This window comes from Rhizobium sp. P32RR-XVIII (assembly GCF_012641395.1).
In the GTDB taxonomy this organism is placed as follows: Bacteria; Pseudomonadota; Alphaproteobacteria; order Rhizobiales; family Rhizobiaceae; genus Rhizobium.
In genome coordinates, this window is record NZ_JABAIH010000004.1 from 148,186 (window position 1) to 160,342 (window position 12,157).

The 12,157-nt window shown below is 61.8% G+C and carries 11 protein-coding genes and 1 pseudogene; 5 read left to right on the forward strand and 7 right to left on the reverse strand.

Annotation, left to right across the window (positions count from 1 at the left end):
- Nucleotides 1-144 precede the first annotated feature (144 nt).
- Entirely contained in the window at nucleotides 145-1,860 is a 1,716-nt protein-coding gene (gene leuA, locus HGP14_RS13905; protein ID WP_168830456.1) for a 2-isopropylmalate synthase, read from the forward strand.
- A gap of 48 nt (nucleotides 1,861-1,908) precedes the next feature.
- Here the strand turns inward: leuA and HGP14_RS13910 are convergent, their stop codons facing one another.
- Nucleotides 1,909-2,295: a winged helix-turn-helix transcriptional regulator gene (locus HGP14_RS13910; RefSeq protein WP_168830457.1), complete on the reverse strand. Its 387-nt coding sequence runs from the start codon at nucleotides 2,293-2,295 to the stop codon at nucleotides 1,909-1,911.
- 98 nt (nucleotides 2,296-2,393) lie between these two features.
- Here HGP14_RS13910 and HGP14_RS13915 point away from each other — a divergent pair.
- A pseudogene (locus tag HGP14_RS13915) lies at nucleotides 2,394-3,358 on the forward strand (zinc-binding alcohol dehydrogenase family protein).
- 4 nt (nucleotides 3,359-3,362) lie between these two features.
- Here the strand turns inward: HGP14_RS13915 and HGP14_RS13920 are convergent.
- The 3 genes from HGP14_RS13920 to HGP14_RS13930 form a co-directional block, all read right to left on the reverse strand.
- Entirely contained in the window at nucleotides 3,363-4,208 is an 846-nt protein-coding gene (locus HGP14_RS13920; RefSeq protein WP_168830458.1) for an anti-sigma factor, read from the reverse strand.
- Nucleotides 4,209-4,210: 2 nt separating this feature from the next.
- Nucleotides 4,211-4,714 carry an RNA polymerase sigma factor gene (locus tag HGP14_RS13925; RefSeq protein WP_168830459.1) on the reverse strand — a complete coding sequence of 168 codons (504 nt, stop codon included), beginning with the start codon at nucleotides 4,712-4,714 and terminating at the stop codon, nucleotides 4,211-4,213.
- Between the two features lie 318 nt (nucleotides 4,715-5,032).
- Nucleotides 5,033-5,941: a metallophosphoesterase family protein gene (locus HGP14_RS13930; RefSeq protein ID WP_168830460.1), complete on the reverse strand. Its 909-nt coding sequence runs from the start codon at nucleotides 5,939-5,941 to the stop codon at nucleotides 5,033-5,035.
- Nucleotides 5,942-6,027: 86 nt separating this feature from the next.
- Here HGP14_RS13930 and HGP14_RS13935 point away from each other — a divergent pair, with 86 nt between their 5' ends.
- On the forward strand, nucleotides 6,028-6,489 hold the full coding sequence (locus HGP14_RS13935) for an NUDIX domain-containing protein (protein ID WP_246704459.1): 462 nt from the start codon (nucleotides 6,028-6,030) through the stop codon (nucleotides 6,487-6,489).
- A 3-nt stretch (nucleotides 6,490-6,492) separates the two neighbouring features.
- Here HGP14_RS13935 and HGP14_RS13940 read toward each other — a convergent pair whose 3' ends face one another.
- A complete protein-coding gene (locus tag HGP14_RS13940; RefSeq protein ID WP_168830462.1) occupies nucleotides 6,493-7,482 on the reverse strand; it encodes a glutathione S-transferase family protein in 990 nt (329 codons plus the stop codon).
- Between the two features lie 275 nt (nucleotides 7,483-7,757).
- Between HGP14_RS13940 and HGP14_RS13945 the strand changes: the two genes are divergently transcribed.
- Together HGP14_RS13945 and HGP14_RS13950 are read left to right on the forward strand one after the other, a co-directional pair.
- Nucleotides 7,758-8,258 (forward strand): GNAT family N-acetyltransferase, encoded by a 501-nt coding sequence (locus HGP14_RS13945; RefSeq protein ID WP_168830463.1) that lies wholly within the window; start codon nucleotides 7,758-7,760, stop codon nucleotides 8,256-8,258.
- 81 nt (nucleotides 8,259-8,339) lie between these two features.
- Nucleotides 8,340-9,653, forward strand: a complete 1,314-nt coding sequence (locus HGP14_RS13950; RefSeq protein ID WP_168830464.1) for an MFS transporter — start codon at nucleotides 8,340-8,342, stop codon at nucleotides 9,651-9,653.
- A 10-nt stretch (nucleotides 9,654-9,663) separates the two neighbouring features.
- On the opposite strand, the gene HGP14_RS13955 is transcribed toward HGP14_RS13950, so the two are convergent.
- A complete protein-coding gene (locus tag HGP14_RS13955) occupies nucleotides 9,664-10,083 on the reverse strand; it encodes a GNAT family N-acetyltransferase (protein ID WP_168830465.1) in 420 nt (139 codons plus the stop codon).
- A 4-nt stretch (nucleotides 10,084-10,087) separates the two neighbouring features.
- A complete protein-coding gene (locus HGP14_RS13960) occupies nucleotides 10,088-12,157 on the reverse strand; it encodes a hypothetical protein (RefSeq protein WP_168830466.1) in 2,070 nt (689 codons plus the stop codon).

Sequence of the window (12,157 nt, forward strand, 5' to 3'; positions counted from 1 at the left end):
CGGCCGAAAGCCCGCCAGGTAATCGCTCCTCGCGACTGATCCCTTTAGAACCAAGATAGACCAACAAGGTCCGCATTTGCTGTCGCCAAGCTCGCTACGATGGGCTAAGAGGCGGGGCAAGATGCCGGGACGAGGAAGAAACGAATGGACGCGAAGACGCAAAATCCCGCAAAAGGCATGCAATCCGCCGCGGTGAAATACCGCCCCTATCCGCAGGTGAACATTCCCGATCGCACCTGGCCGACGAAGACGATCACCAAGGCGCCGGTATGGTGCTCGGTCGATCTGCGCGACGGCAACCAGGCGCTGGTCGACCCGATGGGCCACGACCGCAAAGCCCGCATGTTCCAGCTGCTGCTCGACATGGGCTTCAAGGAAATCGAAATCGGTTTCCCGTCCGCCTCGCAGACCGATTTCGATTTCGCGCGCTGGTGCGTGGAGCAGGGCAATGTGCCCGACGACGTGTCGCTGCAGGTGCTGGTGCAGTGCCGTCCGGAGCTGATCACCCGTACCTTCGAGGCGCTGGAAGGCGCGAACCGTCCGATCGTCCATTTTTACAATTCCACCAGCGAGTTGCAGCGCCGCGTCGTGTTTGCCAAGGATATCCAGGGCATCAAGCAGATCGCCGTTGATGCGGCGAAGATGATCTCGGACATGGCGGCGAAGGCCGGCGGCGGCTATCGCTTCGAATATTCGCCGGAAAGCTTTACGGGCACCGAGCTCGAAGTGGCGCTGGAAATCTGCAACGCCGTCATCGAGGTGATGAAGCCGACGCCTGAGAACAAGCTGATCATCAACCTGCCGTCCACCGTCGAGATGGCGACGCCGAACGTCTATGCCGACCAGATCGAGTGGATGTGCCGCAATCTCGACAATCGCGAGAACCTGATCGTCTCGTTGCATCCGCACAACGACCGTGGCACCGGTATCGCGGCTGCCGAACTGGCATTGCTGGCGGGTGCTGATCGCGTCGAAGGCACGCTCTTCGGCAACGGCGAGCGCACCGGCAACGTCGACGTCGTTACCATGGCGCTGAACATGTTCACGCAGGGCGTCGACCCGGAACTCGACTGCTCGAATATCGTGCGGATGAAGGAAGTCTTCGAATACTCCAACCAGATGCCGATCGGCGAGCGCCACCCCTATGTCGGCGAACTGGTCTATACGGCCTTCTCCGGCTCTCATCAGGACGCGATCAACAAGGGGATGAAGGCGGCGCAGGTTGCCAATCATCCTGTCTGGGAAGTGCCGTACCTGCCAATCGATCCCCGCGACGTCGGCCGCTCCTACGAGGCGATCATCCGGATCAACTCGCAGTCGGGCAAGGGCGGCATCGCCTATATCCTGCAGCAGGACTATGGGCTCAATCTGCCGCGCAATCTGCAGGTCGAGTTCCGAGAAGAGATCCAGCGCATTACCGATGAAGAGGGCAAGGAGCTGCCGTCGCGCCGCATCTACGACCGCTTCATCGAGCGCTACGTGACGCAGCCGCAGGGCCGCATCAAGTTTGTCGATCACCACACCTATGCCGATCCGGAGCGCAAGGGGCAGCGGATCGTTGCCGCCGAGATCATCGACAACGGTGAGACGAAGCGCATCGAGGGCAAGGGCAACGGCCCTGTCGACGGCTTCATCAACGCGCTCTCCCACTATCTCGGCATCGAAATGTCGGTCGAGGACTATTCGGAGCATTCGTTGCAACACGGCTCGAATGCAGCCGCCATCTCTTATGTCGAAACATCCTATCCGGGTGGCAAGCTCTTCGGCGCCGGCATCAGCACCAACATCGTCGGCGCCTCGCTCGAAGCGATCGTATCGGCGGCAAACCGCGTGCTGGATGTGAAGGCCGGTAAAAACTGATTTGAAGATGTTGCGCAGCGGGGTTTATCCGCTGCGCATCCTTGCCGCTCAGGCGGCGATGGTTTCCTTGCGTGGGCGAACGATGCAATCGGCAATGGCCGCCATATCGTCCTGCGCTTCGGCATGGCGCTGGCCCCATTTGCAGAGCGCCAGCAGCACCGGTTCAAGCTCCAGTCCGAGATCCGTCGCGGTATATTCCACGCGTGCGGGGACTTCCGCGAAGATCTCGCGGTTCACCAGACCATGCTCTTCCATTTCGCGCAGCTGCTGAATCAACACCTTCTGGGTGATCTCCGGCATCATGCGCTTGAGCTCCGAGAGGCGCTTCGGTCCGCTGAAGATGTAATAGAGAATGACCGGTTTCCAGCGCCCGGCGATGACCTTCAGGGCGCGCTCCACAGGCAATTTCGGCAGTCTTTTGATCGGTTCCGCCATGGTCACCTCCTGGTGGGTATGGCACGAAAGAGTGTGTATTTTTCCCACCGAGCTTACGGGTAAAGCGCTGCTCACGTCATTCAAACGTGAGGTCTGTCATGAAAGCGGTGCGCTTTGACCATTTCGGTCCCCCTGAGGTTCTCAAAATTGTCGAGGTGCCGAAACCGGTGCCGCGCCGAGGGGAGGTCCTGGTTCGCGTCCACGCCGCGGGCATCAATTTTTTCGAAGTGCTGATGCGCGCGGACCGGTATGCCGTGATACCGGAATTACCGATGATCCCCGGCGTTGAAGTCGCAGGCATCGTCGAGGCGATAGGCGAGGGCGCCGACCTCGCTTGCTCGGCTCGCGCGTTGCCGTGCCGCTGTTCGCGCTGGGACGGGGCGAGGGGTATGCGGAGTTCATCGTCGTGCCGGCTGCGTCGGTGATCAATATTCCCGATGCATTGTCGTTTGAGGCGGCGGTAGCGCTGATGGTCCAGGGGCTGACGGCTCTGCACATGGTTCGCCAGGCTTCGCCGCGGAGCAAAACCGTCCTTGTCCACGCGGCTGCCGGCGGTGTCGGGTCGCTGCTGGTGCAATTGGCGAAGCGCGAAGGTGCGCGATCGGTCATTGCAGCAGCAAGCAGCGAAAAGAAGCTGACGCTGGCTCGCGCCCTCGGCGCGGATGCCGCGGTGGATTATACCGCCGAGGGTTGGCAGAAGGCCATCAGCGACGGCACGCCTGTCGATCTGATCTACGACACCGTCGGCGGCGAGATGACGCGCGCTTCCCTTGCAGCGCTTACGCCCGGCGGAGAGCTTGTCTTCGCGGCGCTGGGACGCTTCAGTCTCGAGACCGCAGACCTGAACGCCATGTTCGGCAAGAACCAGTCGCTGAGGGGATTTGCGCTGCTGCGTTTGCTGCCCGCGACGCTGGAGGACGACCTTTCCGCGCTATTTTCGCTTGCAGTTTCGGGCGCGCTGACGATCCCCGAGGGGGCGAGCTTCCCGCTTGAGAAAGCCGCCGAAGCGCATCGCGCCATGGAAAGCCGGAGCGTCAGCGGAAAGGTCGTGCTTGTGCCGTAAGGCTCTAGATCGCCGTCGCGACCTCCATCGCGATCTGGCTGAGCGAGGCTTCTGCGGACGGGCCGACGAGGACGTAGGATGTCCCGGCATTGTGCCAGGTGACGAGGCCGATCTCGTCCCTGATCGTTTCCTTGAAGTCCTCGCTATCCGGCGGCTGGGAATCCTTCCGGAAGCAGATCGAGATGAGGTCGCCGTCCGCGCTTGTATAGACCAGCTGGCCGACCGGCCGGCCGTCACCGAGGAGCACGCGGGCGCCCTGGAACGTCCAGCCTTTGTTGGCCAGGTCCGGCACACGAAAGGCGACGCCGACCGTGGAGGTCAGCCAATTGGAGATCTCCTCGGCCTGTGTCGAGGGAATCTCGACGATATGCCGCGGTTGGCGGATCATCAGCCGCTGGTAGGCGGTGACGTCGTTCAGCCAATCCTTGGTGTTCGTGTTGTCGGCAACGGGCTGCGACCCGTCGCCGCGAACGAGGCCGGCAGGAGTCGTTCCCATGAAATAGCCTATGCCGCAGCCGATGACGAAAAGGATGATCGCGGCTGCCAGCGCCTGCGGGCCGCTCGGTGTGAGCTTCATTGCCGGGCGGGCGGTTCGCGGCGCCACGGGCGCCTTGGGCGGCTGAACGCTCTTGATCGAGCGGACGAGTGCCAGCGGAACCGGCTCCTTCAAGATATCCTCCAGGCGGCGGCGGCCGAAATCGGCGCCGTGACGGAGCTTGTCGTAAAGCCGGCGCGCACCTTCGTCCGTCGCAATGCGTTGTTCCAGCTCGTGCTTCTGCTCCGGCGTCGTTTCCCCGTCGAGAAGAGCGGTCAGCTGGGCATCAAGCGGCAGTTTCTTGAAATCGGGCAAAGTCAGTACCTGTGAGGATAATTGTCGGCGAGACTCGCAAAGTGAAGCCGTGCCGCGGCAAGCTGTGCCGGAACGCTGCTTGCAGGAATGCCCATGATGTCGGCCGCCTCCTGATAGGTGTGGCCTTCGTTGACAAGCAGGAACACGCTCGAAATGCCTTCGGGCATTTCGGCGATCATTTGATGTATAGCGTCAGTATCGGCAGTGGCTGCGCGGTCTCGCACGGCATCGCGGATGTCCGTGACGTTTCCCTTGGAAGCCGGCCGCGCCTTGCGCTTGCGTCCGTCATCGTGCCACTGCTGGCGGGCCAGCGTGTAGACCCAGCTTTCAAGCCTGCCTTCGCCCTTCCATTGGTGGCTCTTTGCCACCGCTCGCTGACAGACTGCCTGCACGAGGTCGTCGGCAGCCGCCGCATCGCCTGCAAGTGTCATCGCGAAACGGCGCAACCGCGGCAGCAGACCCACCAAGTCGCGTCTGATATCAATGGTCGTTACAGGCTGACGCATGTCTCATTTCATGAAATGTCGGGCGAAGCACCCGGCGTGGCTAAGCTTTTTATATCGCGTATGTGATCTTTATGAAACAAATTTGCACTGCTTCGCAAGCTTAAGCCAGCGCAATCTTGGAATTCTCAAGGGGGTTCCACGCGGCCGTCGGCGATGTCGCGTTTCAATAGGTCCGATGTCCGTTCAGGCTTTGCGCGAGCTTGGTAAGCCCTGCTGCCTTCGCCGCCACGGCCACCGATTTCATGTGCGGGCCTGCGGAAGTAGCGGCGGCCTCAGAAAGCGAATCAAAACACTGAGAAACCGATTTCGCTCGCTCCACTAAGCCTTGAAAATATCTACACCATTTTGGAAAACGCCGTCACCCATGTCATTCAGGCTGAAGCGCTCGCCCGTCAATTCCCATGCGCCAGGGGAACCGTCGATGCTGAAGAGATTATAGGCGGCGCGGGGTTTCAGGCCGCCGGGTCCCTGGGAAGCCGAAGCAATTCCGACGACAGGCACGGGTGCCGTCTGGCCCCGCAGCCAATGGAGCGTATTGAGATGCGTATGGCCATGGATCACCAGTTCTGCGCCGCCTGTCGAAACGACGGCGGCGAAACGCCGGATGCCGATCATGCGCTTATAGAAGGATGTGGCGCCACGGATCGGCGGATGATGGATCATGACCACGCGAAAGAGGCCGGCCTCGCCGGCGGCGCGCAGCATGTTGACGGTTTCACGCGCCTGCCTCTGGCTGAAGAAGCCGCTGGCCGCAAAAGGCGGCGTGGCGACGGCAGTCGAGCAGCCGATGAGCGCCACTTTGTCGCGGACACGCAGATAGGGAAAAATGTGCTTGTCTTGCCTCCATTCGGCGGGAGCCAGATCGCCGCGGACATAGTCATACCAGGCCCGCATGGATTTCTCGTAGGCGCCCGGAACATAGGCGTCGTGATTGCCCGGTACGATGGAGGTTTCAACCGGGTCGCCGAGAGCGCGCAGCCAGGCGGCGGCGGAACGGATCTCGATTGCGCTTGACAGGTTCACCAGATCGCCGGTCACGGCGAGGTGGTCCGCATGCCGGTCGCGGATGTCTTCCAGCAGAACATCCAGCGTGCCGCCGAAAAGGTGCTTGCGCCTGCTGCGGTGCCAGTTCACAAAGCCGGTAATGCGCTTCGAGAAAAGCTCGCGGAAGGAAAGATTGGGAAGTGGGCCGAGGTGAATATCCGAGATATGCGCGAGCTTGAACATGCTACGACACATAGACCAGGATGGTTACAAATCAAACACATCGGATGGAACGAAACGGTGAAAGCAGAGTGATGAGGCCCACGGGGATGTCCTGGAAATCCAAGCTGCTGATGCGGTTTGTGCACGTTTACTTTGCGTTCGCACGGGGCATGACGATGGGGGTGCGGGCGGCCTGCTTCGATGCCTCGGGACGGATTTTTCTGGTGCGGCATAGCTACGTTCCGGGCTGGCATATGCCTGGCGGCGGAGTGGAGCGCAACGAGACCGCCGAGGCGGCGCTGGTCAAGGAACTGCGCGAAGAGGGCAACCTCCGTGTCGTCGGCCAGGCGCAGCTCTTCCACGTCTATTACAATCAATCGGCGAGCCGCCGTGACCACGTTGTCTTCTACCGCGTCGACGTCGAGCAGACGGCGCCGCGTACACCGGATCGCGAGATCGTCGAGTGCGGTTTCTTCGCCCTCGATGCCCTCCCGGACGGCACGACCGACGCCACCAGGCGTCGGCTCAGGGAATTGAACGGCGATGAGCCCGCCGCTCACTATTGGTAGGATTCAGGCGGCTGCGGCGAGTTTCGCGCGGCCGTGTGGTTGGTCGAGGTCGAGAGCCGGTCCAACCGGGACAACGCCCGTCGGATTGATCGTCTTGTGGCTGCGGTAATAATGCTGCTTGATATGCTGTAAGTTCACCGTCTCCTTCACGCCCGGCGTCTGATAAAGATCGCGCAGGTAGCCGGAGAGGTTCTGGTAGTCTTCGATACGGCGGATATTGCATTTGAAATGGCCGACATAGACCGGATCGAAGCGCACCAGCGTCGTGAACAGCCGCCAATCGGCCTCCGTCAGCCGGTCGCCGAGCAGATAGCGGCTCGTGCGAAGCCGCTCATCCAGCATGTCCAGCGTTTCGAAAATCTTGACGACATTCTGCTCGTAGGCCTCCTGCGTCGTCGCAAAGCCCGCCTTGTAGACGCCGTTGTTGACGGTGTCGTAGACGATCGCATTCAGCGCATCGATATCGGCCCTTAGATCGGCAGGATAGAAATCCGCTTTCGATTCCGTCAGACCGTCGAAGGCGCTGTTGAACATGCGGATGATTTCGGCGGATTCATTGTTGACGATCGTGCCGGTTTTCTTGTCCCACAGCACGGGAACGGTGACGCGGCCGGAATAGTGCGGGTCGGCCTTCCGGTAGATTTCCCAGAGGGTCTTTGCGCCGTAAAGCTGATCGCCGGTGGCGCCGTCGCCGATTTTGAATTCCCAGCCGTTTTCGGCCATCAGCGGATCGACGACGGAAACGGAGATGATATTCTCCAGCTTCTTCAGCTTGCGGAAGATCAGCGTGCGGTGCGCCCAGGGGCAGGCGAGTGACACGTAGAGATGATAGCGGTCCGCCTCGGCCTTGAAACCGCCGGTGCCTGTCGGTCCCGGCTTTCCATCAGCCGTGATCCAGTTGCGAAACTGGGAGGCCGCGCGCTTGAAGTGGCCCTTCGTTTCTTTCGTGTCGTACCAGACGTCCTGCCAGACGCCGTCAACCAGCATGCCCATTGTATTCCTCCAGAACTCGTCGTTGGAGTGAACATATCGCAGGCGGCCCGGCTTTGCAGGGTGCAAAGATTGAACAGTGCGTCACACTGTCTTTTGGGATGATTTCATTTTGCGTTGGACGAGGGAAATTTTTCCTGCTATCGGCCTTTTACATTCGCTCAGGAACCCGATTTTGATGCACGCAACCAGAAGCCTGCGACGACGCTGATGCTCCCGAACGCCCAAGGGCGTGCTCGAGAACCCATCGCTTCTGTCTATCCGGTTTCTGTCTCATCATGCACAAGCACGATCTGGTCTACCTCACTGAGGATGCGTCTCATGACGCAGCTATCGAACACATCAACGAAGAAGCATTCGGTCCCGGCCGGCATACACGTGCTGCCGCCCGCATCCGCGAGCAGGGGCCGCACGATCCGTCGCTCTCCTTCATCTGCACCGATGACGGCGAGACGATTGCTTCGGTGCGGATGACGCCCGTCATGGCAGGGGCTGTGAAAGGGCATCTGCTTGGACCGCTCGCCGTGCGGCCTTCGCACAAGAATATGGGTATCGGGCGCGAACTGGTGCGGATCGCGGTGGAGGCTGCGAGGCGCAGGGGGTCGGAGGCCGTCATTCTCGTCGGCGATCCGCCGTATTATTGCCCGCTGGGCTTTGAGAAGGTCGCCTATAACGCGCTTGCTTTTCCCGGCCCGGTCGATCCCGCCCGCGTTCTCGTCGTTCCGATTTCCGAAGATACCCATCAGCGCCTCAAGGGCACAATCGGCTGGCGCGAATAGGCTATTTGTTCTATCAAGTCACTGATTTTCCATGAGGCCCGCCACGGGTCAGGTCTCGTCAGCTGTAACAGAGGCGGTAGCATGGGTGGAATTTCAATGGACGAGGCGCTGGACCGTGCCGGAACCGGTGCCTTTCAACGGCGGTTGATGGCGATCTTCGGTCTCGTCTGGGCGGCTGACGCCATGCAGGTCCTTGCCGTCGGCTTCACGGCCGCCTCGATTGCCGCCACGTTCCAGTTGACGATACCGCAGGCGCTGCAGACCGGAACGCTGTTCTTCCTCGGCATGCTGATCGGCGCCGTGGTCTTCGGCCGGCTGGCCGACAGGATCGGACGGCGCAATGTGCTGATCCTGACGGTCGGATGCGATGCCTTGTTCGGCACGCTCTCGATCTTTGCTCCGGATTTCGCCAGTCTGCTGGTTCTGCGGTTCCTGACCGGGGTGGCCGTCGGTGGCACCTTGCCGGTCGATTACGCGATGATGGCGGAGTTCCTGCCCGCGAAGAATCGTGGCCGATGGCTGGTGGCGCTTGAGGGGTTCTGGGCGATCGGCACGCTGATCGTCGCGCTTGCCGCATGGGCTGCCACCCTTGCGGGCGTCGCAGATCCCTGGCGCTATATTTTCGCGGTGACGGCGGTGCCGGCGATCCTCGGAATCGGGCTGCGATTTTTCGTGCCGGAATCGCCGCTCTACTTGTTGCGAAAGGGCCGCGCCGAAGAAGCCAAGGCGATCGTCAACCGCATGCTCAGACGTCATGGCAAGCCGGAGCTTGGTGCCGCCGACCAAATCGTGCCGGCGCCGCATGCAACTGCCGAAGGTCTCTTTACCGCCTCGCTTCGCCGCCGCAGCTTGATGATCCTGGCGATCTGGTTCCTCGTCTCGGTTTCCTACTACGGCGTCTTCACCTGGATGCCCGCCAAGCTCGCCGGCGATGGCTTCGGCTTCGTGCGCGGTTATGGCTTTCTGGTGTTCGTGGCGCTCGCCCAGATCCCCGGTTACGCGCTTGCAGCCTATGGCGTCGAGAAGTGGGGCAGGCGACCGACGCTGGTCGGCTTCTGCCTGCTTTCGGCAGCGGGATGCCTGCTCTTCGTTCTCTCGCCTGATGATATGCTGATCGGCGCATCGCTGCTGATCATGAGTTTCGCTCTGCTTGGGACATGGGGTGCGCTCTATGCCTATACGCCGGAACTTTATCCGACGGCATCGCGCGCAACCGGCATGGGTGCGGCAGGCGCCATAGCACGGCTTGGCGGCCTTATTGCCCCGTCACTGATGGCATTGGTGGTATCGCAGGGGCTCGGGGTTGCGATCGAATTGTTCGCAGGATTTCTGGTCGTCGCGGCCATCGCAGCGCTCGCGATCGATGCCGAAACGCGGCAGGTCTCGCTCGCCTAGGCTCCTGACCTTAAGCGAGGCTCTTGCGCAGGAACGTCCGGCTCCGACCTTTAGGAAACGACGGCAATTCACCGAAGATCTCGTAACCCGCCCGCCGGTAGGCGCGCAGCGCCTGAGGATTGAAGGTATCGATCCAGGCGCCGTGACAGCCGCGGGCTTTCGCCTCTTCCTCGGCCTTGGCGAGGATCTTTCCGGCCATGCCTTTGCCGCGCTGGGTCTCCGGGATGTACAGGTTCTGCGTGAAGAGCCAACCCCAGGCGGTGTAGCCCGAAAGCCCGCCTGTTACCTTGCCGTCCGTGTCATGGATCAGAACGGCGAGCGGCTGACGTTCCGAAGGGCCGACGTCCTCAGTGTTGAACGCGCTGAGTGCGTCCTGGATGGCGGCAAGCTCTTCCGGGGAGGGCGATCCTGTCAGTTCGAATTCCGGCATGGCCTCATCGCCCTTCACGCCACCACATGGCGCCGAAGGCGAGCAGCAGCACGCCGACGCCGGCAAACCCGGCAAACAGCGGCAAGGTATTGATGCCCTTCAGGACGGTCTCGTTCGTCAGCTTGATCTGCATGCGGTCGTTGTCGGCAACGCGAATCTGGCCGCGGACCGGCAGGATCGGCGGAACCTCGACCGCTCCGCTCGCATCCGAAACGCGGGCAACAAGGCCGCGCGTCTTGCTTGCGATCGGCTTCAGCACGTCGCCGGTCGAAATCATCGCCTTGAATTCCGGCGCATCGACCGCGCCGACATGGACGAGCGTCATGAGGTCGCCGTTGCGGATCTCGAAGAGGCCGATCTCGTCCATCTTCTTCTCGGCCTTGAAGAGACCGGGTTCGGATTGCGTCAGCGGCAGCGTTTCCGTCCTGCCGGAGGGGTACCGGATCGTGGCATCGCCTGGATTGTCGCCGAGCGTCTGGCGGGTGATCTCGAGCGTGCGGCCGGAGGCGCGCGCCGTCAGTGCCTCTTCTTCGAGAGCTGGCTCCTTCATCAGCCAGTGGGCGATGCGGCGATAGAGCGAGACGTGCGGACCGCCGCCCTCGAAGCCGCGAGCCCAGAGCCAGCCCTGATCGGAGAGCAGCATGGCGACGCGGCCCTGGCCGGCCCGGTTCAAGACCAGCAGCGGATGATTGTCGGCGCCGACCATCACCGTCTGGCCTTGCGGCGGTTCGACATCGACGCTGCGGAACCAGCGGCCCCAATGCGGCGGCTCGTCGCCGGAACCATCGAGGCCACGGGTCACGGGATGCTTTCGGCCTTCCTCGGAAAGGCGCGGATAAAACGCCTTGTCGATCATCCGGCCGGTCGGCTGCGCCGGAAGTACGGACGCAAGCGGCGTCAGCGCAATCGAATCCTGACCGGCATGTTCGGGACCTGCGGCGATCAGCAGCGCGCCGCCGTTTTCGACATATTGGGCGATGTAATCGTAATAGAGGATCGGCAGCACGCCGCGGTGCTGGTAGCGGTCGAAAATGATCAGGTCGAAGTCCTTGATCTTGTCGACGAACAGCTCGCGCGTCGGAAAGGCGATCAGCGAAAGCTCGTTGATCGGCGTGCCGTCCTGCTTTTCGGGCGGGCGCAGAATGGTGAAGTGGACGAGATCGACGGAGGCGTCGGACTTCAAAAGATTGCGCCAGGCGCGCTCGCCGGCATGCGGCTCGCCGGAGACCAGAAGTACACGCAGGTTTTCGCGGATGCCGTCGATGACATGGACGGCGCGGTTGTTTGCCTCCGTCACTTCGCCCGGCAGCCCGGCAACCGAGAATTCCAATACGTTACTCCCGCCGCGCGCAACCCTGAAGGAAAACGGCGTATCCTGACCCGGAGTTGCCTGTAGCGTGGCAATCTCGTCGCCATTCAGCTTCACGGTGATCTTGGCCGTATCGCCGGGGCTCGGGCCATCGTCGAAAACGCGAAGGACCAGTTGCTGCTCTTCGTTGACGATGCCGAAGCGCGGCGCCTTGATCACCTCGATACGGCGGTCGAACTCGTTGGGCTTGCCGGTAATGAGGCCATGGATCGGCGCGTCGAAGCCAAGCGCCTGATTGATCCCCGGCACATCATGCACCTGGCCGTCCGTGAGCATGATCGCGCCGCCGATACGCGCCGGAGGCACGTCGGCAACGGCAGCCGACAGCGCCGTGAACAGACGGGTGGACGGCGTATCGGAATCTTCCGGTTCGGTGACATCGACGTATCGCGGCTCGATATTCGGGAAGCGTGCGAGGCGATCCTTGAGCTGCGCCAGCGCTTCCTCGGTCACCTTGATGCGATCCGGCGTCTGCTGGCTCTGGCTGCGATCGACGATGACGGGAACGATCGTCGAAAGCTGGTCGCGGTCTTCCTGCATGAGGAGCGGGTTCGCGAGGGCTGCCAGCAATGCGAGGGCCGCAAGCGTGCGAATCCAGGCACCGCGGATGCCGCGCCAGATCGCGAAGGCTGCGACCACCGCAACCACAGCCGCCAGTGCGGCAAGGATCGGCCAGGGAAGGAAAGGCGAAAAATCAAGCGTCAT